This window comes from Coleofasciculus sp. C1-SOL-03 (genome assembly GCF_040220555.1).
GTDB lineage: Bacteria > Cyanobacteriota > Cyanobacteriia > Cyanobacteriales > Coleofasciculaceae > Coleofasciculus.
In genome coordinates, this window is record NZ_JAVJUO010000071.1 from 26,386 (window position 1) to 50,461 (window position 24,076).

15 protein-coding genes and 2 pseudogenes are annotated in these 24,076 nt (G+C 43.9%); 13 read left to right on the forward strand and 4 right to left on the reverse strand.

Translation table 11 applies throughout. From position 1 onward, the window contains the following. Nucleotides 1-3: 3 nt before the first annotated feature. Genes RIE73_RS11460 through RIE73_RS11470 form a run of 3 tightly spaced genes read right to left on the reverse strand, consistent with a single transcriptional unit; the run spans nt 4 to nt 2,889 of the window. Nucleotides 4-2,529, reverse strand: a complete 2,526-nt coding sequence (locus tag RIE73_RS11460) for a trypsin-like peptidase domain-containing protein (protein WP_446401286.1) — start codon at nt 2,527-2,529, stop codon at nt 4-6. Between the two features lie 39 nt (nt 2,530-2,568). Further along, nucleotides 2,569-2,751: a CU044_2847 family protein gene (locus RIE73_RS11465; RefSeq protein WP_446401355.1), complete on the reverse strand. Its 183-nt coding sequence runs from the start codon at nt 2,749-2,751 to the stop codon at nt 2,569-2,571. Between the two features lie 15 nt (nt 2,752-2,766). Further along, nucleotides 2,767-2,889 (reverse strand): hypothetical protein, encoded by a 123-nt coding sequence (locus RIE73_RS11470; protein WP_446401287.1) that lies wholly within the window; start codon nt 2,887-2,889, stop codon nt 2,767-2,769. A gap of 90 nt (nt 2,890-2,979) precedes the next feature. On the opposite strand from RIE73_RS11470, the pseudogene RIE73_RS11475 reads away from it, so the two are divergent. The 12 genes and pseudogenes from RIE73_RS11475 to RIE73_RS11530 all read left to right on the forward strand — a co-directional run. Continuing rightward, a pseudogene (locus RIE73_RS11475) lies at nt 2,980-3,300 on the forward strand (UvrD-helicase domain-containing protein); the annotation flags it as partial. 209 nt (nt 3,301-3,509) lie between these two features. Further along, nucleotides 3,510-3,830, forward strand: a pseudogene (gene tnpA / locus RIE73_RS11480) (IS200/IS605 family transposase). A gap of 119 nt (nt 3,831-3,949) precedes the next feature. Further along, nucleotides 3,950-6,622: a CHAT domain-containing protein gene (locus tag RIE73_RS11485; protein WP_446401288.1), complete on the forward strand. Its 2,673-nt coding sequence runs from the start codon at nt 3,950-3,952 to the stop codon at nt 6,620-6,622. A gap of 204 nt (nt 6,623-6,826) precedes the next feature. Then, a complete protein-coding gene (locus tag RIE73_RS11490; protein WP_446401289.1) occupies nt 6,827-7,441 on the forward strand; it encodes a hypothetical protein in 615 nt (204 codons plus the stop codon). Nucleotides 7,442-7,569: 128 nt separating this feature from the next. Beyond that, entirely contained in the window at nt 7,570-7,992 is a 423-nt protein-coding gene (locus tag RIE73_RS11495; RefSeq protein WP_446401290.1) for an MAPEG family protein, read from the forward strand. Between the two features lie 133 nt (nt 7,993-8,125). Continuing rightward, nucleotides 8,126-9,127, forward strand: a complete 1,002-nt coding sequence (locus RIE73_RS11500) for a 1-acyl-sn-glycerol-3-phosphate acyltransferase (protein WP_446401291.1) — start codon at nt 8,126-8,128, stop codon at nt 9,125-9,127. A gap of 222 nt (nt 9,128-9,349) precedes the next feature. Beyond that, nucleotides 9,350-9,952 (forward strand): hypothetical protein, encoded by a 603-nt coding sequence (locus RIE73_RS11505; RefSeq protein WP_446401292.1) that lies wholly within the window; start codon nt 9,350-9,352, stop codon nt 9,950-9,952. 125 nt (nt 9,953-10,077) lie between these two features. Continuing rightward, the gene (locus RIE73_RS11510; RefSeq protein ID WP_446401293.1) at nt 10,078-12,393 is read left to right on the forward strand and encodes a TOMM precursor leader peptide-binding protein; all 2,316 of its coding nucleotides are present in this window, start codon (nt 10,078-10,080) and stop codon (nt 12,391-12,393) included. Between the two features lie 25 nt (nt 12,394-12,418). Beyond that, complete coding sequence (locus RIE73_RS11515) at nt 12,419-13,501, forward strand: amidohydrolase family protein (RefSeq protein WP_446401294.1); 1,083 nt, start codon at nt 12,419-12,421, stop codon at nt 13,499-13,501. A gap of 97 nt (nt 13,502-13,598) precedes the next feature. Further along, nucleotides 13,599-19,058 (forward strand): trifunctional serine/threonine-protein kinase/ATP-binding protein/sensor histidine kinase, encoded by a 5,460-nt coding sequence (locus RIE73_RS11520; protein WP_446401295.1) that lies wholly within the window; start codon nt 13,599-13,601, stop codon nt 19,056-19,058. 250 nt (nt 19,059-19,308) lie between these two features. Continuing rightward, nucleotides 19,309-19,692, forward strand: coding sequence for a response regulator (locus RIE73_RS11525; protein ID WP_446381869.1), 384 nt, complete (start codon nt 19,309-19,311; stop codon nt 19,690-19,692). A gap of 14 nt (nt 19,693-19,706) precedes the next feature. After that, nucleotides 19,707-20,891: a PP2C family protein-serine/threonine phosphatase gene (locus RIE73_RS11530; RefSeq protein WP_446401296.1), complete on the forward strand. Its 1,185-nt coding sequence runs from the start codon at nt 19,707-19,709 to the stop codon at nt 20,889-20,891. Nucleotides 20,892-20,895: 4 nt separating this feature from the next. Here RIE73_RS11530 and RIE73_RS11535 read toward each other — a convergent pair whose 3' ends face one another. Continuing rightward, entirely contained in the window at nt 20,896-21,021 is a 126-nt protein-coding gene (locus RIE73_RS11535) for a hypothetical protein (RefSeq protein ID WP_446395200.1), read from the reverse strand. 73 nt (nt 21,022-21,094) lie between these two features. Between RIE73_RS11535 and RIE73_RS11540 the strand changes: the two genes are divergently transcribed. Next, nucleotides 21,095-24,019 carry a response regulator gene (locus RIE73_RS11540; protein ID WP_446401297.1) on the forward strand — a complete coding sequence of 975 codons (2,925 nt, stop codon included), beginning with the start codon at nt 21,095-21,097 and terminating at the stop codon, nt 24,017-24,019. Nucleotides 24,020-24,076: the final 57 nt, after the last annotated feature.

The following is a 24,076-nucleotide window of genomic DNA, read 5'->3' on the forward strand; positions in this document are numbered from 1 at the left end:
ACCCTATTTAGGACTACTATCGTAGTATGTAGCAAAGTGTTCGCGTAAAAGTGAGTGTACAAATCTGTATCCACCCCCAACGCGCTGTAACAAACCCTGTTCGGTGCAGTAGCGCAGAAATTTACTGTAATTTAATGGACTGTAACCAAAAAGATATAAAGAAATTCTTAGGGAAATATGTTTACAGGTAGCACTAAAGCCACCCGAATCTAAGCCAAAATATCCACAGCCACAACCTACTATTAATATTTCCCATGTATTTAATTCAACAATCTTAAAATATTTAATAGAAAGTGCCATAAGTATTCCGACAGGTATACTTAACAGACATAAAATTAGAGAGTTTGATAGTGAACGGCGAATTCCTTGATTGTCATGCTTTCTGACATCTACTTCTGCATAAGTAACCGATTTGGAAATGGTATAGATTATGCCGTAAAACAAGCAGTATATTAAAGATAGCAAACAGCCATTTTTTATATCGCTCTTAGTTATTAGATATATTATTCCAAATATTACGCCATAAAATACCCCAAAGCGAATTCCATTCAGAAAATTATTGGATAATCTTTTTATATGAAATGCTTTAATGGATAAAATTATAGAATTAGAAGGTGAAATTGTATCTTCACCGAAATTTGCGTAGAATAAACCAGCAACCATAGCAGCAGAAAATCCAAACGCTGCACCAAATTTTATGTCAAATATTAAACCCAAAAATATGAATCCTACAAGGCTCCCAAATGTGCCGCCTACCATTCCTCCAATTAGTCCATATATTACTAGCTGGAACCTGTTTGAAAGCAGCCGAGGTTGTAATTCCTCGATAAAAAACTCTGTTTTTTGTGATGATATTAATATTCTTGCCAAGCAACCAAGCCAGTGTTTTATCCTTTCTTCTTGCTCAGTAGTTAAACGCGAATTTTTTTTAGGTGATAAGTCAATCGATTTTCTACATTGCCTACTTAGACAGTCCGCAATAAATGCTTCTACCCAAATCTTTCGCCTAATCGTTAAGTTTTGTTCGTTTTTCCATATTTGTGGTTGTATTTTTCTACTAGAAATTACCAAGATAGTTAACATCAATGGAGTTCTCAATAATCCATCTTTTGCTATTAATTTTTTATCATTTTGTACTAAATTCCACAGCCACTCACACTTTACCATTAACAAATATTGAGAAATTTGATTGTCTGTCAATGGCTGTAAAATCGCCGCACCATTCAATGCCAAATTTGTTTCACATATTTGATATTCTTCTGACCGTGAACAGACGACTATTGGAGTGCTGCTCCAGTTGTTTAAAAAATCATTTATTGCCTCAATACACGTCTCTTGACGCTCAGATATTAGCTCATCCAATCCATCTAATAGAGGCAATATTCGTTCTTCTTTTATCCAGTTTTTTGCAATATCTTCTCGCACTCCATATTTGAGTTTAAGGTCAGATAAAATCCATGTCGAAATATCTACAAATTTCTGATTCCATGTTGACAAATTGAGTAAGACTGGGACTGGTAAGACCACGTTGGTTATACAGCGCCGAACCAATACTTCTGCGAGTTGCAGCAACATAGTTGTTTTACCTGAACCTGGTGCCCCTAGTATTAGAAGTCGTCCAGAAATATCGGGTTTGTCAAAAACTTCAATAATATGTGTATCGTCAGGACACCTTTTAGTTGGTTTATTACCCACCTTTATGTCTACTTTCCAAGGTGGAGTAACCTGATTTAAATCAAAAGTCTTATTGATTTCTAGATAAACTTGCTTATGAAGAGACTGAGCTAATCTACTAGCAATTTCAGTTTTTACAAAATTCAGTAATTTCACCTCACTTTGGCTGCGTTGTTTGCCTTCGGCATCGGTCAACGTGTAAAGCTGCCACCACTGCTTATATCGGGTCGTACTCGCAGTCAAATAGGACTGAAAATCGATTTCAGTTTGCTTTAGAACTAAATCCCGCCAGCGGCGATCGCGTTGATGAAACTGCTGCTGAAACTCTCGCAGTTGGGGAAACTGCTCTAGAATCGCAGCAGTTGGTACGGCTCCACCCCCTAAATCGAAAGAGCGATCGCGGGTAAACTTGACCATCCCACAGACCTTACCCGTTCGCTGATTCAGCAAGGGTGCGCCACTCATCCCTGGTCGCACCTGTCCCAAAGCCAACTTAATTAACTCTGGTTCATCCCCGGTTAACCCTTCACAGTTCAATGTCACCGGACAGCCATTGGGAAAATCTTGATCAGGATAGCCAAACAGATAGAGCGGATCACGGGATTGAATCGCCTCATCCAAATACACACAAGGCGGATTGGCATCAGTAGGAAGCATCACCCGCAACAGCGCTAAATCATAAGGGTCAGGGAGTAAGTCCTCTACCACCGCCTCTGACCAATTCTCCTGCTTTTGCCACCGTACTTGAACAGGTTTACCCTTCGCTCTTACCACATGAGCGCAGGTGAGAATCAATTCTGGAGCCACAAAAAAGCCTGTACCCCAACCCATTTGACCGCGAATGGAGAGCTTCACTGTACATTGTTCTAGCAGATCCTCTAGCGGACTCATCGTTTAAGGTTTAGATTGAGCTTCCCATTCCAACGTGATTTCCAGATTCGCTTTCCCAGACCCTTTGACAATCACCGCCGTTAATTGCCCAGCCTCGATCGCCATTTCCATGCCAAATTTTACCGTCGCCTTCTTGGGTTTGACTTTTTGCAGGGGCGTGGCTATCATCGGCATCACCCCCTCGATCGCATCAGCGACAGGCTAAAACTGCTTGGAGTCAAAGCTGACATCTTCTCGCCCCGTCGTTGTCACCTCAAAGAAAGCGATCGCCCCATTGGGAAGCTCAACTGGAACGGTGTCACTGCGGGATTCGGCAAAGGTCATTTCATCTGTCTCCTCTAAATTACTAGACTGTAGACTAACGCTCTTATGTCATTTAAAAACATTCAGTACTTATCACTTTTCCCCTAAACAATGCCAGATCATCCCAACACGACTCAAAACACCTTACAACTGTCCCTAACTGCCTTCAGGAAACAGGAATTGCAGCGCCTGCGGAATAGCTTACGTCAGGGACAACAACCGATGGCAGATTGGCAGGGGAGTTCTCTGGCGGTGTCGGCGGTACCAGGTGCGGGGAAGTCTACGGGAATGGCTGTCGCGGCGGCTATTGCGATCACACGCTATCAACTTCATGGTAAACGACAATTAGTCGTGGTCACGTTTACGCGATCGGCGGCGGCTTCAATTAAGGCGAAAATTCGGGATTATCTCAAGCCGTTACGCTTACCTCAAAAAAGAAGACAGCATTTTTCTAGCAAAGGACTATGGCGTGTATAGGCTTCTATTCCTAAAGCATCTGCTTGTTTTTTTGTAATCTTCAGTTTAGATTAGGGAACAGGGAACAGGGAACAGGGAACAGGGAACAGTAAGGGTTTGAGGGCGATTTACTTGCACTTAATACAGTACCGTTTTATGCGAGTCCGACTACTCATAATCATGCTATCGGTTTATGTGTAGTCCATTTGGTCTGGCTACCTAAACGACGCAAAAAAGTGCTGGTAGGCAAAATTCGTGATAGAATTTTTGAGATATTGAAGTTGCGCCAGACCCTATTCATCTGTTTGTTGAGATCCATCCGACAGATGCAATATATCAGGTGGCGAGAGCTTTTAAAGGACGAAGTGCCAACTATCTTAGAAAGGAGTTTCCTGAACTCAAGAAACTCCCCTCTTTGTGGACAAACAGCTACTTTTTCTCAACCGCAGGTAACGGAGCGTGCAGCAACCATTCAAAGGTATATTAACGACCCACATCATACCTAGGGACAGCAGGCGGCTAAAGCCGCTACCGTGCGTTCCTCCCCGGTCTAAAGCTTGCCCTCGAGCGAAGCGAAGGGACACGGGGTTTCCCGCAGCGGAGGGACTTTTATGAAATGGGGAAGATGTTCATCATACTTCGACAACGGATTAAACGCCAAATCAGCCGCATTTACCTTCTCCTGGCTGTCTTAACCTTCTGTGTCACCACCCTAACTCACCTCCCGGCTACTCAGGCGACTCTCCCGCCAACCCCGCACAACGCTATTTCTCCCCCAACTCTGGTACAACAGGGAAAAACCCACTACGACGCGGGACAGTATACAGAAGCTGTCAACCTGTTACAACAAGCCGCCGATGGGTTCCAATCCCAGGGAAATACCTTGCGGCAAGCCATGACATTGACAAATTTAGCCTTAGCCTATCAACAATTAGGACAGTGGCAAGATGCTCAGGATACGATTACCACCAGCTTACACCTACTCAAAAATGCCCAAACCTCTGACGCCTGGACATTACAAGGAGCCGCCTATAATGTTCAAGGACAATTGTATCTGGCACAAGGGAATCTAGACGCTGCTTTAGACAGTTTTACCACAGCGATCGCCCGTTATACTAAAGCCGAGGATGAAGTCGGTGTGTTGCACAGTCAAATTAATCAAGCTCAAGCGTTACAAATGGCGGGAATGTATCGCCGTGCTGTGGATAGTTTGCAAGACATTGAACCCCGATTACAACACCAACCCGATTCGACGCTAAAGGCGATTGGGTTGAGACGGTTAGGGAATGTGCTGCGCTTAGTCGGGACAATGGATGACGCGCAAAACCGATTAAGCCAAAGTTTACAGGTGGCTCAAGCGATTCAATCCCCCCAACAGATTAGTGCAGCTTTTCTGGGATTAGGAAATACGGCGCGATCGCAAGGACAAATTGAAGCGGCGCTCAATTATTATCAACAAGCGGTGGATAGTAGTCCCGGAGACTCCTCAACGCGGCTTCAAGCGCAACTTAATCAACTGAGTCTTATCGTTGCTACACCAAGTCTCTCTGTTGAGCCAAACTTTATTCAATCGTTGCAGGAGCAAATTCGTCAACTCCCCGCCTCTCGTACTGCTATAGAAGCGCGAATTAATCTAGCAAGTTCGCTGAGGAAACTTCACTCTCAGAACTATGCTAAACCATCCGATATTGCCCAGTCTTTGGTGATAGCAGCAGAACAAGCCAAACAGCTTGGCGACAACCGCAGCCAATCCCTCGCCCTGGGTGAATTAGGAGCGCTTTATGAACAAACGCAACAATGGAACGACGCCCAGGAGTTAACCGAACAAGCGTTAGTTATCGCCCAGTCAATTAACGCCCCCGATATCGCCTATAATTGGCAATGGCAATTAGGACGACTGCTGAAAGCACAGGGAGAACGAGACGGTGCGATCGCGGCGTATAATGCAGCCGTGAATACCCTGGAATCGTTACGTCGAGATTTGGTGAGTATTAATTCTCAGGTGCAATTCTCGTTTCGCGATCGCGTGGAACCGATTTACCGAGAATTGGTGCGGTTATTATTATCCTCACCCACTGATAATCCGGATCAACAGGATTTAGCCCAAGCCCGCGATGTGATAGAATCGCTGCAACAAGCCGAACTCGTTAATTTCTTCCGGGAAGATTGTTTAAATGCGAACCGGATTGTGATTGATGAGGTGGATCAAAATGCAGCGGTAATTTACCCAATTGTATTAGGCGATCGCTTGGATGTGGTAGTATCCTTACCCGATGCGCCCCTGCGTCATTTCGGGACAAAACTACCTCAAGGGAAAGACTCCAATCTATTTAGCCAACTGCGAACCGCTATTTCTCCCCTAAGTGTAGAACCCAATCGCGGACAGCTAATTACTATCCCTGAATCCTTACAAAACATTTTTCGGGCGCAAATTTTGGTAAAGGAGGGGAATCGTCGGGCGACATCTGAGGAATACTTACCCCTAGCCCAACAGCTTTATGATTGGTTAATTCGCCCGATTGAGTCAGACTTAGCCGCCAGTGGCGCGAAAACCTTGGTATTTGTCCTAGATAGTCCCCTGCTAAATTTACCCATGGCGGTTCTCCACGATGGAAACCAGTTTCTGATTGAAAAATATGCGATCGCCTATACCCCAGGACTGCAACTTTTAGACCCCAAACCCTTGACAAGAGGCGACATTTCTGCATTTACCGGCGGACTTTCTGAATCGCGCCAAGGGTTACCCGCTTTACCCTTTGTGGAAGCCGAATTACAGCAAATTAAAGCTCAAGTGTCGGGTCAACTGCTACTGAATCAGGAGTTTACCACAACCGCCATTGAACAGGCAATTGATTCCGTACCGTTTCCTGTGGTTCACCTCGCCACCCATGGTCAGTTTAGTTCTAAACTGGAAGATACCTTTATTCTCACCTGGGATAATCGCCTCAACATCAATCAACTGAACACCTTATTGCAAACCCGAGCCGGAGGCGATCGCCAACCCATTGAGTTATTGGTACTCAGTGCTTGCCAAACTGCAACAGGGGATAAACGGGCGGCGTTAGGATTAGCAGGTGTCGCGGTGAGGGCGGGGGCGCGTAGTACCTTGGCGACGCTATGGTTTGTTAATGATGCGGCTACGGCTGATTTAATGATTCGTTTTTATCAAGAATTAACCGACAAAACCTTGACAAAAGCCGAAGCCCTGCGCCGCGTTCAAGTTTCTTTATTAAAGGAAAAAAAGTATCAGAATCCGGTATACTGGGCGCCGTTTGTGTTGGTGGGGAATTGGTTATAGTTGTCATTTGTCCTTTGTCATTTGTCCTTTGGTCTCCCCCGTGCAACAGAAGCGAAGCATCCTCTGGTCTCCCCCTTTTGAAGGGGGACGGAAGGGGGATCTAAAAGGGGGACGGAAGGGGGATCTAAAAGGGGGACGGAAGGGGGATCTAAAAGAGGGGCTAGGAGAGATCAGTTTTATCCAAGCAGTATTGGCGTAACTTCTATGCATAAAATTGAAGCATCTACTCTTGAAGAAGCTAGAACCAACTGGTGTATCTACGCTCAACGGATAATCGAAAATTATCCTCACGACGCGATTAATTCAAATAATGTCGTCAATACTATCTATACCCGTTTGGACAAGTTTCTGGAAAGTAAGCCAACGGTGGAAAATGGCACAATCTACACCAGCACCTATTTTCCTTCTGTGAATGAGGTTAATGCTGATTACGAACAGGTTTGGTGCAAAATCAATACCGCTCATCCCATTGATGCGGCTAATTTAGGGTTTCGCTCTCTAGGGGAGCATCAATCGAACTCGACAATGAACGAATTGGCGTTAAGCTGGGCATATAATTATGTCGATGATCGCCTCAAAACTGCCTATCAAACTGCCGATGTTACGATAGATTATCGGGAAAGTCAGAAGTTAACTGGATTAACCTGGTCTCGTGCTGAACTCGTTTGGCAAAAACGTAATAATCAATCCTATATCTTAGAGACTCCTTATTTAAGAACAGGTAACTTATTGTTCGAGGCGTTGAGCTATAAACACTACTGCAAACTGTTATCCCCGAAAGGAGCGGTTGATTTTATCGCACAAATCAGTAATACTTAACAATGAATAAACTTTGAACGGTTTATATAGCAGTACTAAGCCAGGTTAGGACATTCGTTACTGTTCCTTCCTGTTCCCTAATCTCAACTGTTAACTGTAATGAAAGTCTGACTACTTAGGAGTAAGATATGATTGAACTGAAACCGCTAATTTTTCCCGCTTTAGCCACCGTTGCCACTCTCTTGGTTTACTTAGTTCTCACAATCAATGTGGGTCGAGCCAGGGCAAAATATAACGTACCTGCCCCTCAAATTTCAGGAGAGGAAAATTTTGAGCGTGTGTTTCGCGTACAACAAAATACGTCAGAACAATTGCTGTTATTTTTACCCAGTTTGTGGTTATTTTCCCTGTTTGTGAGTCCCATTTGGGGGGCGGGAATTGGTGCGGTTTGGGTGATTGGGCGAATTGTTTATGCTTGGGGGTATTATACAGCGGCGGAGAAACGCGGTATTGGTTTTGGAATTAATTCTCTATCGGTTCTCGTTCTGCTGATCGGGGCTTTAGTAGGAATGATTAAATTGTTCATCAATACCCCATTGGGAGTTTCCTGATATCATCTCCGGTGGAATAATTACACTATCGGTACAGACAAGGCAGAAGGCAGGAGGCTCCAGGGCAGAAGGGGTTTGGTCGGACATGATATGAGACGCTTCTGCTATGCATTCCAACTCACCAGGGAAATCTATGTCAAAGTCCTCGATTTGTCCCTATCAATTTAGCTGGTTTGATTGGTTTTGCCTCTGGTATCCTCCAGGTTGGCTGATTTTGTTCAACCGTCATTGGCAACATTATCATGATGATCCCCAGGGGTGGAGTTGGCTGGAGTATGGATTATTTCTAATTCCTGGCGGATTTTATTTAGCGTTACTCATTCGGTGGTTGCGTTTGGGTTGTCGTTCACCTCACCCAGACGCCAAAGAATTTTATCCCAATTATCAACAAGCATTCTGCGATGAAATTCTCGACCCCATCATCACCCATTATTTTCGGGCTGAATTACACCTACAGGAGAATCTACCGCCAAGTCAGTCCTTGATTGTGGCGATGAACCATGCAGGAATGTGTTTTCCCTGGGACTTTTTGGGGTTAGGATATTTATTGAGAAAAACCCAAGGATGGGTGGTGCAACCCTTAGCCAATGTGGTTTTATTTGAGCATCCTTGGATGATTTGGTGGTTACCGCCTGCATGGTCAAAAGCGTTAGGGGGGGTACAGGCGCAACGGGATGACTTTGAGGATGCTGTGACGCACAAAACGATTTTACTCTATGCTCCCGAAGGTGTGCGCGGTCCTGGGAAAGGTTGGTCAAACCGCTATCAACTGCAAACCTTTCATCCTAGCTTTATTCAGTTGAGCGATCGCTACCGGATGCCAATTTTACCCGTCGTGTGTCTGGGTAGTGAATTCTTGCATCCCTGGGCGTGGAATGTGAAACTATTGGCAAAAGGAGTGAAGCTGCCGTTTTTTCCGGTATCGCCCTTGATGATTGTCTTTGTTCTGTTCCCATCCATGGGGGTTTGGGCGATGAAAACCCGACTGCGCTATTATCTTCAACCTTGTGAGCAACCAGAGATAGAGGTTAAGTCAGGTTCGACGGGGCGATCGCATGTTTACCAAGCAGCGCAACGGCTACGGGATAAACTCCAGTATTATATTGATCAACAGACCACCCAACAAGGGTTTTGAAACAAAAATGTCAGAGGCGATCGCAGGTTTTCGGTCAAAGCGTAAGTTTTAGAGCATTTGCTGATGATGTAACAATTCTTAAAACTAAAGGTTCAAGATTATACATTTTTACCTTGACAAAAATTTAATCCTAGCGATATCATCCGGGCTAGGACTAATTCGTTAACAAATTCTACCCATTGATCAAGGTAACATAAGGCAAAATAATAACGGAGATAACAAATGAAAATAACCAAGGGTTTTCTGGAAAATTGGCAACAAGTAAAGACAGAAAAAAAAGAAGTTACCTCTCATCCGAGCGAACAGTTTGTTCATCAATTGATGAAACAAGGCAAACAACTCTCCCAACTCGTTGCCCGCTCATGGATGGGAGATGAGATAGCGCTACAACTCAAGAACATTTTTATTGATCCTCGAGGAGAGGATGGCTCGGCTGACGGTAAATTAAAACAGTTGTTAGGCGATGACGGAACGGGAGAGTTCGGCAAACTCCTGCTTTCGATTTTTAATGACTATGAGTTACCGATATTTGATGAGTATGAATTAACTCAAGTGTATAGCTTCTTTATAGACTGGAAAACTTGGGAAGGTTCACTTGATGATATAAAACAACCCTATTTCAATCAAGAGAAATACTTTAATATCGTTATCCCCTATCCGCCACGACCTGCGTTAGGGGAATCAACAGTTACTTTAGAACAACTAGAAGATTGGGTGGCGCAAGATGTTACAGACCAACAGGGCAACCTGCTAATCGGCGAACATGACGGTAAAACCTATACCGTGTTTCCTCCTTATCCTTATATCCCACCAACATGTTGCTAGAGCATAACTTGGTTGAATCTAATTAACGGAAGGAGTCTGTAAAGAGGTGGCACTCTACCTCTTTACGAAGTCTAAATTTAAGGAATTTGTGGAGAAAACATAATTGGCTTAAATCGAACAAAAATATGTTAAAAAAGCCGAAGTTTAAAGCTCATTATTTAGTTAAAAACGGCGAGAAAGAAACTGTATTTTTTTTATCAGAAAGAGGTTCTTTTTGGCTTCACGACAACCTCATTCAACAGCTAACACCTTGGCTAGATGGAAATCATACGACCGAGGATATTATTGAGAAAATTCAACTCCAGCTATTACCAGAGGAAGAATCTTTAGCAGAAGCGGCAACCTTTTTTCAAGATACTCTCAATGCCAGCGTCAAAAGTCGCTATGTCTTGATGCAGATGGCTGAGAAGGGTTACATTGTAGACAATGAGCAGTCCCTGCCGTCTGATTTTACGATCTTCTGCGAACATTTGCATATCGATCCCACAGCAGCCTACCGTCGCTTACAAACGACGAAAGTAGCGGTAAAAAGCTTTGGGGATAATCTGCCTACATCGGAATTCATTTCTTCTCTGGAATCCCTAGATATCAAAGTCGCTGAAGACGGCGATATCGAAGTCATTTTAACCAATGACTATCTGCAAGAAGATCTAGAGAGTTTCAATCAAAAAGCCTTAGAGCGATCGCGCCCTTGGATGCTAGTCAAACCAGTAGGAACAATCCTTTGGGTCGGTCCTATATTTTATCCGGGAAAAACTGGATGCTGGGACTGTTTAGCGCAACGATTGCGAGGGAATAGACCCGTTGCTGAATTTATCCGAAGACACAACGATATTTCTCATCGCTTAATCCCCCCACTTGGTTCTCTTCCCGCTACCTTACAAACTGGGTTGGGAATGGCAGCCACTGAACTGTTTAAATGGATTGTCCAGGGAGAGAATAAACGATTAGAAGGCGTATTAGTCACCCATGATCCTCTCTCTCTAGAAACCCAAAATCATATCCTCGTTAAGCGTCCCCAATGTCCCAGTTGTGGTGTCATCTTAAATCAGTTTAAGAGTAAACCCTTGCCCATTGTCCTGGGACACCGCAAAAAAACATTCACCACAGACGGTGGACATCGTTGTTTTTCTCCCGAAGAAACCCTGAGAAACCATCAACATCAGATTAGTCCCCTGACAGGAGTAGTACGAGAACTCCGTAAACTCTACCAAGGGTCAGAGGGTTTGACCCATACGTATTTGGCGCGGCATCATTTTGCCACAATGTTTGATGACTTGAACGCCTTACGCCAAAATATTGGAGGTAGAAGTGCGGGGAAAGGTCGAACCGATATCCAAGCCCAGGCAAGTGCGTTTGGCGAAGCGATTGAACGGTATTCTGGTGTCTTTCAAGGAGACGAAATCCGGCAAACATCCAGTTACCAAAAACTGGGGGATAAAGCGATTCATCCCAATGCCTGTATGAATTTTAGCCAACAGCAATACGACAACCGCCAGGAATGGAATCAGCACTGTTCAGGTTGGTTTCAAAGGGTTCCAGAACCCTTTGACGAGGAACGAGAAATAGAATGGACTCCAGTTTGGTCATTAACCAATCAAGGGTTTAAATATCTGCCCACGGCTTACTGTTATTATGGCTATCCTAAACCGGAAAAACCCGATTGTTGGGCAGATTCCAATGGTTGTGCGGCTGGGAATACGATAGAAGAGGCGATTTTGCAAGGGTTTATGGAGTTGGTGGAGCGGGATTGTGTTGCCTTGTGGTGGTACAACCAGATTAATAGACCCCAGGTTGATTTGGACAGTTTCAGCGAGCCTTATTTTAAACAGCTTCAGGACTATTACCAAACCCTGAATCGTGAACTCTGGGTTCTGGATATTACCAATGATTTGGGTATTCCCGCTTTTGCCGCCATTACTCGCCGTACCGATAGCGACGTGGAAGATATTGTTTTAGGGTACGGCGCTCATTTTGATCCGAAGTTGGCAATTCAAAGAGCCTTAACCGAACTTAACCAAATCCTGCCTGGGGTTTTATCGGCAAATGCAGATGGCAGTACCCAATATCCGGCGACGGCTGATCCCCTGGCTATAAACTGGTGGAAAACGGCGACAGTGAACAATCAGTCTTATTTAGCACCTGATGAAGGGGTTGCAGCAAAAGTATGGGCAGATTATCCCCAAGTTAGCAATGATGACCTGCTAGAAGATATCATCACCTGTCAGAAAATCGTTGAGCAACAGGGGATGGAAATGTTGGTACTGGATCAAACTCGTATTGATATCGGCTTGAAAGTTGTCAAGGTGATTGTTCCGGGAATGCGCCACTGGTGGAAACGTCTAGGTTCAGGACGACTTGATCAGGTTCCTGTGCAATTAGGTTGGTTGCCAGAACCGCTTCTGGAACATCAGTTTAACCCGTTTCCGATGTGGATGTAATGCAAATTACCTAACTTAGAGGCTTATGTTTAACGGATATCAAATCGTTGATGTTGATTCTCATATCACCGAACCCCCCGATATGTGGGCGAAGTACCTGGAACCAGCATTTAAAAGCTTTGCACCATCGCCGGACATGAAAATTAAAGGTGAAGCCATTATTAATAAAATATCGGATCACTTTCGCCGGGAAGCGACACAGCAAATGATGGAGATGCATCCAATGGCTGTACTTAATGGTTTTGACTCAGAGTCTCATGTCCGAGCCATGAAACAGATGGGGGTTGATGTCTCGTTTGTGTACCCAAACTCTGGACTGTGGGTTTTTGGGGTTGATACGATGCAACCGCAATTGGCTGGCGCATTTACCCGCGCTTATAATAATTGGTTACGAGATTTTTGTAGTTATGATCCCCAACTTCTTCAAGGTGTGGGAGCGATTAATCTTCATGCTCCTGAAGCCATGGTATCAGAACTGGAACGCATCGCTGAGTTTGGCTGGAAAGCTGTCTTCTTGCACCCTACCCCAATTAAGGGGCGACTGTTAAGTGATCCCGCCTACGAACCGTTTTGGACAAAGTGTGAACAATTAGGAATCGCTGTCGGTTTACATGGGGCGGCTCATAGTCGCCTGTCGGTTACAGGAGTGGATCGATTTAACACGGAATTTGGTATACACGCCTGCTCTCATCCTATGGAACAGATGATGGCAATGTTGGCTCTGATGGAAGGCGGCGTGTTAGAGCGTCATCCCCATCTCAAAGTAGGGTTTCTGGAGTCTGGTTGTGGTTGGCTCCCCTACTGGCTGTGGCGACTGGATGAAGAATATGAGAATCTGTACTGGGAGGTACAAGATAATGTGAAAATGAAGCCATCGGAGTATTTTCGTCGCCAGTGCTTTGTCGCGATTGAACCTTCTGAACCTTATCTGGATTGGGTGATTCAGTCTATCGGCGGCGATAACCTCCTGTTTGGTACAGATTACCCTCATATCGATCATCAGATGGATATTGTGGAGAAAATGCTGGTGCTGGAGGAGCGACTATCCCAGAAAACCCTAAAACAGATCCTTTGGGATAATCCCGTTCGTTTTTACGGACTAGAATAAGACAATCTGTATAACTACAGGTGAGGGTGCGTTAAGCTGTTGCTGACGCACCTTGTTTTATAACATCTATAACCACACATCTGCTGCAACTCCCACGATGAATACCCTTACTGGTTATCAAATTAGCGCCCAACTCTACGAAAGTGCAAATTCCTTAGTCTATCGAGCTATCCGCGATCGCGATCATCACCCCCTGATTCTTAAGATTCTTAAAGCCGATTATCCCACTCCAGAAGAATTGACCCGATATAAGCAGGAATATGAAATTACCCGTTCTCTGAATCAGGAGGGTGTGGTGAAAGCCTATCACTTACTGCGATATCAGAATAGTCTCGTCATGCTGTTGGAGGATTTTGGCGGCGACTCCTTAAAGTTCTTGACGAGAGAGCGCCAGTTTCCCCTGGACGAATTCTTGACTATTGCCATTAAGATAGCTGAGAGTTTGGGCGCGATTCATGCTGCTAATATCATCCACAAGGATATTAACCCATCTAATATCGTCTATAACCCCAAAACGGGACAGCTCAAAATTATTGATTTTGGTATTTCTACTGTTTTGTTACAGGAGAACCCCACAATCCGTAATGCTGATCACTTAGAAGGAACGTTAGCTTATATTTCACCGGAACAAACCGGGAGAATGAACCGAGCCATTGATTACCGCACCGATTTTTATTCCCTGGGTGTTTCATTCTATGAACTGCTGACTCACCAACTCCCCTTTGAAACAAAGGATGCTATGGAATTGGTACATTGTCATATTGCTAAGAAACCTGTACCACCCGATCTTCTGGACAGGGGTACAGGGAAAATACCGAAAGCGGTTTCAGATATTGTCATGAAACTGATGGCAAAAACGGCAGAGGATCGCTATCAAAGTGCTTGGGGACTAAAGGCAGATTTAGAAAATTGTTGGCATCAACTATGCACTAGCGGTGAAATTTCCCAGTTTTCTCTCGGTCAACAAGATATTTCCGATAAGTTTCAAATCCCACAAAAACTCTATGGTCGGGAGGCAGAAATTCATCAACTTTTAGATACCTTTGATCGAGTCAGTGAAGGAGCAACTGAGTTGATCTTAGTGGCGGGTTATTCAGGTATCGGTAAATCAGTGTTAGTGAATGAAGTGCAAAAGCCGATTGTCCGACAGCGAGGCTATTTTATTTCCGGTAAGTTTGACCAATTTAAACGCAATATTCCTTATGCGTCCTTAATTCAAGCATTCCAGGAATTAATTCGCCAGCTTTTGACAGAAAGTGACACCCAAATAAAAACTTGGAAGCAGAAGTTGTTAGATGCCCTAGGGCGTAATGGTCAAGTGATCATTGATGTCATTCCTGAAGTCGAACGGATTATTGGCAAACAACCGCCAGTGCCTCAGTTGGGGGCAACTGAGTCCCAAACCCGTTTTAACTTAGTTTTTCAAAATTTTATTGGTGTTTTTACGAAGAAAGAACACCCCCTGGTTATTTTTCTCGATGATTTACAGTGGGCAGATTCAGCATCGTTGAAGCTAATTGAGTTACTGATCACTGACCCGGATAGCCAATATTTATTGATGATTGGTGCCTATCGCGATAATGAAGTGAGTGCCACTCATCCGCTGATGGTGACCTGGGAACAGATCAATAAAATGGGGGCAAAAACAAGCACTATTACCCTTTCTCCTTTACAGGTTGATCATGTCAACCAGTTGATTAGCGACACCCTTAACTGCTTGCCGGAACGGTCAACACCTCTGGCTGAGATACTGGCAAATAAAACCAACGGCAATCCATTTTTCTTGACGCAGTTACTTAAGTCTCTGCATCATAAAAAACTCTTTCTGTTTAATTCAACGTTGGGGTGCTGGCAGTGGGATATTGAACAAATTCGCGGGGTGGGAATAACGGATAACGTTGTTGAATTAATGATTGATAAAATTAAAACGTTTGATGATCATACGCAAACAACATTGAAGTTAGCCGCCTGCATTGGCAATAAATTTAATTTAGGGGTTCTCTCTATTGTCCATAAAAAATCATGGTCAGACACGGCAAAAGACCTTTGGGCGGCTGTTCAGGAAGGCTTGATTGTGCCTCTAAGTAAGGATTATAAAATTCCTCTGCTTTGGCAAAACAATCATGAGTCGAATAGAGAGGATGAAGACTTGTCGGCTATCCGCGACCAGGATATATCCTCCACTGCTTATAAATTTTTGCATGACCGAGTTCAACAAGCCGCTTATGCATTGATTCCAGAAGCCCAGAAAAAAGAAGTTCACCTAGAAGTGGGCAAATTATTACTGGAAAATACAAATCCAGAGAATTTAGAAGAAAATATTTTTGATATCGTTAATTCACTGAATATCGGTGCTGAATTAATTAGTCATCAGGCAGAACGGAATAATTTAGCGCAATTAAATCTAATAGCTGGAAAGAAAGCAAAGGCGGCGGCGGCTTATGAACCTGCCCTAAGTTACTTAGAGATGGGTCTAGGACTTCTGGCATCCGATAGCTGGACAAATCACTATGACTTGACTTTAGAACTTTATGTAGAAACTGTGGAGGCGAAGGTCGTAAATACCCAATTCAAAGCCGCGCAAAATATTGCTAATATTGTCCTAGAACAAGCCAAAACAATTCTCGATCAAGTTAAGGTATATGAGCTAAAAATTCAATCCTATCATGCTCAACTTCAGTTTCAGTCGGAGATAAATACAGCCCTTGATGTCTTGGCAAAGCTTGGCATATTTTTTCCCAAAAAAACAAGTCACAAAATAATTAAAGATGAACAGAAATCCATAGAGTTACTGTTGGGTGATAGACAGATTGAAGACTTAATAAATCTACCAGAGATGACCGATCCCTATAAACTTGCAGCCATAAGAATTTTAATCGTTGTCACCGATGCTGTAATTGTTACCAATCCTCTATTGTATCCGCTGATAACGTTAACATCAGTCAAGCTCTGTATCGAATATGGCAATCCTCATTTAGCGGCTGGCGTCTATATTTTTTATGCTCAGCTTCTGTGTGGCGCGATGAGAGATATTGAGACTGGATATCGGTTTGGTCAATTGTCCTTAAGATTGTTGGACAAATTTAATGTTCGAGAACTTAAAGCACTAACCACCCATTACAATAACGCATTTGTTCGGCATTGGAAAGAGCCGTATAGGGCGATAAAACTTGAACAAATACAGGAAGGTGTTCACATCGCCCTAGAAGTTGGTGACCTACCAACTGCTTGTTATCATGCCGTGAGCTGTTGCCTATTTCCCATATTTTCTGGTTACAATTTGGCAGAGTTTGAGTCTAACTACATAGAGTATCATGATTTGATTGTGCGACTCAAGCAAGATTATTCTATCTATTACATCAAAGCCTCGATAAAAATTGGCTTGGGTTTCTTAGAAGAAGACCCAAGTAAATGGGGAACCATTTTCAGCAATTCCCATCAAGACGATGATACTCTATTGCAAGAATGGATTCAGAGTGAGAACCACTGGCTAATTTTTATTACCTGTTTAGCCAAAACAGTTTTATTTTATGGCTTCAATCAGTACAATCAGGCATTTAAAGCAGCAGAACAGGGTGACCCGTATGGCGAAAGTTCATCCGCCTATCTGATTTATCCTCAACACAATTTCTACTATTCTCTTACCCTTTTGGCTCTTTGTCTTCAATCTGATGAACAGAAACAACAAGAAAAATTAAAAAAAGTTTTATCCAATCAAGCACAGCTCAAAAAATGGGCTGAATATGCTCCAGCTAACTATTACAATAAATACGAACTCGTGGAAGCGGAAAAAGCGCGAGTTTTGGATCAACAAATCCACGCAATGGAATGTTACGATCGCGCGATTCGTGGTGCTAGGGAACAAGGGTTCATCCACGAAGAAGCCATCGCTTATGAACGTGCGGCGGAGTTCTATTTCTCCCTAGGTAGAGAGGAGATCGGTCAACTCTACCTGAAAAACGCCCACCATTGCTACACGCGCTGGGGTGCTAAAGCTAAAGTCAAAGCCTTGGAAGCAGACTATCCGCAAATCTTAGTCGGTGCAACCCATCGAAGTGAGGGTAAAGGGATTAGCACCCGAATTTCTACATCGGGGGGTGATGCTCAAGCCTTGGATTTGTCAACGGTGATGAAAGCCTCGCAAACCCTCACCAGTGAAATTCTGCTGGATAAGTTACTCGCCAAACTGATGAACATTGCTATAGAAAATGCAGGCGCACAAAAAGGGTTTCTGATTTTACAATCCCAAATTGAGCCAGAGACTGAGCCAGGGAAATGGGTGATTGAAGCCGAAGGTATCGTCGATTCAGAAGCCGTTAATATTTTGCGATCGCGTCCTGTAGATGCTGTTGATCCTGACACCCAATTGCCCCTGCTGTCAACCGCTATCATTAACTACGTCATCCACACGAAGGAGAATATTGTCCTCAATGACGCCACCCATGAAGGACAATTTACCCGCGATTCCTATATCGTCACCACTCACCCCAAATCCATCCTCTGCACCCCCCTCCTCAATCAAGGCAAACTGACAGGTATTCTTTACTTAGAAAATAACCTCACCACCGACGCCTTTACACCCGAACGAGTCGAAACCTTAAACATTCTGTCCGCCCAAGCCGCCATCTCCATCGAAAATTCTCGCCTCTACCAACAACTCGAAGCCTACAGCCGTAACCTGGAAATTAAAGTCGATGAAAGAACCCAGGAACTCCAAGACAAAAACCAGGAACTCTCCGTCACCTTGAAAAAACTAAAAGCCACCCAAGATAAAATTATCGCCCAAGAGAAACTCGCCTCCCTCGGTGCATTAACCGCCGGGATTGCCCATGAAATTAAAAATCCCTTAAACTTTGTCAATAACTTCGCCGAACTATCGGCTGAGTTAACCGAAGAACTTTTAGAAGAACTTGACAGTCAAAAAGAACGATTAGATCCCGAAAGCACCGAATACATCGAAGAAATTCTTAGCGACTTAGGACAAAACGTTAAAAAAATTAACGAACATGGCAAACGCGCTGACAATATTGTGCGTGGTATGCTAATGCATTCACGGAGTCAAGGGAACGAACGCCAACTCACCGATATCAACACACTTCTAGCCGAATATGTTAATCTGGCATATCACGGAATGCGTGCCAAAGATTCCTCATTCAACATCACCATTGAAACCCACTATGACTCCACCATTGGTCAAATTAATATTGTGCCACAGAATATCAGTCGAGTCTTCCTCAATGTCATCAATAATGCCTGTTATGCAGCCCATGACAAGAAAAAAGCTGTTGACACAGACTTTACTCCCACACTCTCCGTGACTACCAAAAATCTAGGCGATAAAATCGAAATCCGCATCCGAGATAATGGCAATGGCATCCCGGCGGACATCCGAGATAAAATATTCAACCCCTTCTTTACTACCAAACCCACAGGTCAAGGAACAGGGTTGGGATTATCCATTAGTCACGATATCATTGTGGGAGAGCATCAAGGGGAGATTCAGGTAGCCACTGAATTGGGCGAGTATACTGAGTTTAAGCTGATTTTGCCCCGATAATTCTAGCCATGGCGCGTCTTGAAGGGCTAAAGCCCTGACTACGAACCCAAACTACCCTATAATTAATCAGGTTGCCCTTTACTCTCAGCCTTTAAGCTGTTATGTATTTAAAGTGGGTAGAGGTCGTGAGCAAGATGTTTAGTCACGATCAAGATGATCCCACGACAGACAAAAATTTCGCAATTCTTGAGATTAAGGGTTTAATGCCGAACAGCTTATCTTAATCCATATTGATTGAGAGGTAAAAATGATGAAAGTCATGGTAGTCGATGATGAAAAAGATGTTTTGTTGTTGTTTCGACAACGATTTAGAAAAGAGATCAGACAAGGCAAAATTGAATTTAACTTTGCTTTCTCAGCCAAGGAAGCCCTCTACTATCTTGAAATGGAAAGTAAAAAACAAAATTGTGTTGTCTTGATTCTTTCAGATATTAATATGCCGGAGATCAACGGCTTAGAATTACTTAAAACAATCAAAACAAAATTTCCCAACTTAAAAGTTTTTATGATTACGGCTTACGGCGACGACGAAAACTATCGCCTTTCCCAAGAATACGGAGCCGATGATTATATTCATAAACCCGTTGACTTTGACCAACTCAAAGAAAAAATCTTTAATTTATCAACAAATTAGCCGACTAGAAACCAATGCCAGCCAAAATACTGGTTGTCGATGATGAACCCGACATAGAACCCCTAATCCGTCAAAAATTTAGAAAAAAGATTCGGCGACAAGAACTCCAGTTTAGTTTTGCCTGTAATGGTTTGCACGCCCTGGAAAAGCTACAGGCTGACTCTGATATTGATATGGTTTTAACCGATATTAATATGCCCAACATGGATGGGTTAGCGTTGCTGATGAAGCTGGCGGCGGATTATCCTATGGTTAAAGCTGTGATTTTGTCCGCTTATGGGGATATGGACAATATTCGAGCGGCGATGAACTTGGGGGCATTTGACTTTCTCACTAAGCCGATTGATTTTCAAGACTTAGAAATTACCACCTACAAAACCCTTCAGCACGTTCAGCAAATTAAACAGGCATTAGCCCAAGAAAATTATCTCAAGCGTTTAGAAGCCGAAAACCTCCGCCTGAGTACCGAACTCGATATTACCCGACGACTGCAACAAATGCTGTTACCCACAGAGACAGAACTGCGTCAAATTCAGGGATTAGATATCGCTGGGTATATGCAACCAGCCGATGAAGTTGGGGGAGACTATTACGACGTACTGCAACACAATGGCAGGGTGAAAATTGGCATCGGCGATATCACGGGTCATGGGTTAGCCAGTGGTGTCCTGATGCTGATGGTACAAACAGCGGTGCGGACATTGCTGGTCAATAATGAGACAAACGCGGTTAATTTTTTAAGTACCCTCAACCAAACGATTTACCACAACCTGCACCGAATGCGCTGCGATAAGACCTTAAGCCTCGCCTTAATTGACTATCATCAGGGGACTCTAACGGTGAGTGGACAACATGAACAAATGATTGTGCTACGCTCTGAAGGTAGGATTGAGCGAATTGATACGATTGATTTGGGGTTCCCGATTGGTTTGGCAGAGGCGATTGCCGACTTTGTGGCGGAAGCGACAGTACAGTTGTATCCCGGTGATGGAGTTGTCCTTTATACCGACGGGATTACTGAAGCCGAAGATATTAATGGGGTGCAATATGGACTAGAACGGCTGTGTCAAGTCTTAAGCACCAACTGGCACAAGTCAGCCTGTGAGATTAAACAGGCGGTTATTGACCAGGTGTGGCAGCATATTGGAAACCAGAAAGTTCATGATGATATCACCTTACTTATTCTTAAGCAGCAGTGATTGGTTATTGGTCAGGGAACAGGGAACAGGGAACAGGGAACAGGGAATCGGGAATTGGGAACAGGGAACAGGAAATGGGCAATGGGCAATGGGCAATAGGTAAGGTAGAGTTTTGAGTTAACTTACTCATCTCCCCCATCTCCCCCATCTCCCCAGACGCGCCATGGCGCGTCTCTACAGTCAATCCTTATCAGGCAAAAACCATGCCAGCAAAAATACTGGTTGTCGATGATGAACCTGATTTAGAACTCCTAATCCGCCAGAAATTTAGAAAAAAAATTCGGCGTCAGGAACTCCTGTTTATTTTTGCCCGTAATGGTGTAGATGCTGTGGAAAAACTGCACGCCCAACCGGATATTGATATGGTTTTAACCGATATTAATATGCCCGAAATGGATGGCTTAACCTTGCTGACACACCTCGCCCAAGATTATCCCACCACTAAAGCTGTGATTCTTTCTGCCTATGGGGATATGGAAAATATCCGCAAAGCCATGAATCTGGGCGCCTTTGATTTCCTGACTAAACCCATTGATTTCCAAGATTTAGACATTACCACCCATAAAACCCTAAACCATGTAAAACAGCTCAAAGCCGCGCAACAGCAGGAGTATTTGGCACAACAGGCACAAGCCGACTTATTAGAAAATCTACGCCAAGAAGTGATTGAGCGCCAGCGCGTCCAAGAGGCGTTATGGGCAAGTGAGAGACAGTTGGCGCAATTTCTAGAAGCTGTACCCGTAGGCTTATTTGTCATTGATGCTGAGGGTCAATCCCACTATGCAAACCAACGGGCGCAACAACTTGTCGGAAAAGGGATGATACCGGGTACAACGGTTGAAGAGTTATCCCAAGTTTATCAAGTCTACGTCGCGGGAACCAATCAACTCTATCCCACCGAGAAAAACCCCATCGTGCGAGCCTTACGGGGGGAACAAGTCACCGTGGATAATCTGGAAATTCATCGCGGGGATCAAGTGATTCCCTTGGAAGTCTGGGCAACTCCCATCTATAATGAACAGGGTGAAATTGTTTATGCGATCGCGGCGTTTCAAGATATCAGTCTTCACAAGCAAGCTGAAGCGGAACGGATTCAGTTTACCCAAGCCTTAGAACAACAAAATGCGGCGTTGCAGCGCCTAGACCAACTCAAAGATGAGTTTTTAGCCAATACCTCCCACGAACTACGGACTCCCCTGAATGGCATTATTGGCATTGCTGAATCCCTCATCGATGGGGCGGCGGGTTCCCTATCTCCCCTGCAAATCGCGAATCTGGCAATGGTTGTCTCGAGTGGGAAGCGCCTGCACAGTCTAATTAATGATATTTTGGATTTCGCCAAACTGAAAAACCAAGATATCAAATTACACTGCAAATCAGTGGACTTTCGCCAAATCACGGAAGTAGTCCTTACCCTATCTCGCCCCCTGATTCAGGGTAAATCTCTTGACTTAAACAATGAGATACCTAAAGATTTCCCTGGTATTGATGGCGACGAAAATCGGTTGCAACAAATCATGTACAATCTGGTGGGAAATGCGATTAAGTTTACCGAATCAGGTTCCATTACCGTGTCAGCCACCCAGCAACAAAATATGGCAGAAATAACGGTGGCGGATACGGGGATTGGGATTGCCCCGGATAAATTCGAGGATATTTTTAAATCCTTTGAGCAACTGAACGCCTCGGTTTCCCATCCCTCTAGGGGGACAGGATTAGGATTAAGTATTACCAAACAACTGATTGAACTTCACGGTGGTAGGATTCGAGTTGAGTCAGAATTGGGTCAAGGGTCGCAATTTGTTTTCACACTTCCCCTCAGTTCCCAACCGATTGCATCTTCATCAGAATACAGGACGGATATCACTAAAGTACGGGACTATAGTCATCCTTTTCCCAGTGAACCGTTGCCTCTGATGTCTAAAACAGGCGAATTCACGATTTTAGTGGTAGACGACGAACCGATTAATTTGCAGGTGGTGACGAATCACTTATCTGTACATAATTATGCCATTGTTCAAGCTACCAGTGGTATGGAGGCTTTAGCCAAACTTGAGCAGGGATTTAAACCGGATCTGGTGATTCTGGATATTATGATGCCCAAAATGTCAGGCTACGAAGTCTGCCAAAAAATCCGCGAACGCTTCCCAGCCACGGAGGTGCCAATTATTATGTTGACGGCGAAGGAACAAGTCTCAGATTTAGTGGAAGGGTTGAGTTTGGGCGCGAATGATTATTTAACTAAACCGATTTCTAAGCATGAACTGATTGCCCGGATTAAGACTCACCTACATCTATCGAATATCAATAGAGCCTATGGGCGCTTTGTTCCCCAGGAATTCCTCCGCTTTTTGGGCTATGAAAGCATTTTGGATGTGCGCTTGGGGGATCAGGTGCAGCAGGATATGTCGATTATGTTTGCGGATATTCGCAACTTTACGACTCTATCAGAAAGTATGTCTCCCCAGGAGAATTTTAACTTTCTCAATTCTTATTTAAAACAAGTGGGACCAATTATCCGTCAGCATCAGGGGTTTATTGATAAGTACATTGGCGACGCCATCATGGCACTGTTTCCCCAGACTGCCGATGATGGCTTAAAAGCGGCGATTGAAATCCAAAAACAGGTGACACGCTATAATCGCGATCGCGAAAAAGCAGGGTATCCCTCGATTACCATTGGCATTGGCTTACATACAGGCAGTTTGATGTTAGGAACCATTGGCGAACAGCAGCGCATGGAAACTACAGTCATTTCTGATACGGTTAACCTAGCATCACGCTTAGAAGATTTGACCAAAATCTACGGGGCATCAATTTTAATTAGTGGTTATACTTTGTTTTGTTTAGAGGATCAAAGTCAATATCACTATCGATTTATCGGTCAGGTACAGGTTAAAGGCAAAAAACATTTGGTTCCAGTCTTTGAAATTTTTGATGCGGAACCGGAGTATATCATCCAATTCAAAGAAAATACTAAAACCACATTTGAAGCAGGAATCGTTAATTTTAATCAAAATAAAATTGATGTAGCCTTGAGAATATTTGAACATATTGTAGCAATTAATTGGCGCGATAGAGCGGCGCTTAATTACATTAAACTTTGTGAAAGGACACGACCACAATAGCGTTAATCCCAAGTTGCAGTCTAAGGTAGAATCTGTCATGCTGAGCGAAGCGAAGCA

Excerpts from the sequence above, each read along its gene's own strand:
- RIE73_RS11495 (WP_446401290.1), top strand. The coding sequence starts at position 7,570 with ATGATTGAACTGAAACCGCTAATTTTTCCCGCTTTAGCCACCGTTGCC.
- RIE73_RS11535 (WP_446395200.1), bottom strand. The coding sequence starts at position 21,021 with ATGAGTAAGTTAACTCAAAACTCTACCTTACCTATTGCCCATTGCCCA.
- RIE73_RS11470 (WP_446401287.1), bottom strand. The coding sequence starts at position 2,889 with ATGACCTTTGCCGAATCCCGCAGTGACACCGTTCCAGTTGAGCTTCCC.
- RIE73_RS11500 (WP_446401291.1), top strand. The coding sequence starts at position 8,126 with ATGTCAAAGTCCTCGATTTGTCCCTATCAATTTAGCTGGTTTGATTGG.
- RIE73_RS11515 (WP_446401294.1), top strand. The coding sequence starts at position 12,419 with ATGTTTAACGGATATCAAATCGTTGATGTTGATTCTCATATCACCGAA.
- RIE73_RS11510 (WP_446401293.1), top strand. The coding sequence starts at position 10,078 with ATGTTAAAAAAGCCGAAGTTTAAAGCTCATTATTTAGTTAAAAACGGC.
- RIE73_RS11525 (WP_446381869.1), top strand. The coding sequence starts at position 19,309 with ATGAAAGTCATGGTAGTCGATGATGAAAAAGATGTTTTGTTGTTGTTT.
- RIE73_RS11540 (WP_446401297.1), top strand. The coding sequence starts at position 21,095 with ATGCCAGCAAAAATACTGGTTGTCGATGATGAACCTGATTTAGAACTC.
- RIE73_RS11520 (WP_446401295.1), top strand. The coding sequence starts at position 13,599 with ATGAATACCCTTACTGGTTATCAAATTAGCGCCCAACTCTACGAAAGT.
- RIE73_RS11505 (WP_446401292.1), top strand. The coding sequence starts at position 9,350 with ATGAAAATAACCAAGGGTTTTCTGGAAAATTGGCAACAAGTAAAGACA.
- RIE73_RS11530 (WP_446401296.1), top strand. The coding sequence starts at position 19,707 with ATGCCAGCCAAAATACTGGTTGTCGATGATGAACCCGACATAGAACCC.
- RIE73_RS11490 (WP_446401289.1), top strand. The coding sequence starts at position 6,827 with ATGCATAAAATTGAAGCATCTACTCTTGAAGAAGCTAGAACCAACTGG.
- RIE73_RS11485 (WP_446401288.1), top strand. The coding sequence starts at position 3,950 with ATGTTCATCATACTTCGACAACGGATTAAACGCCAAATCAGCCGCATT.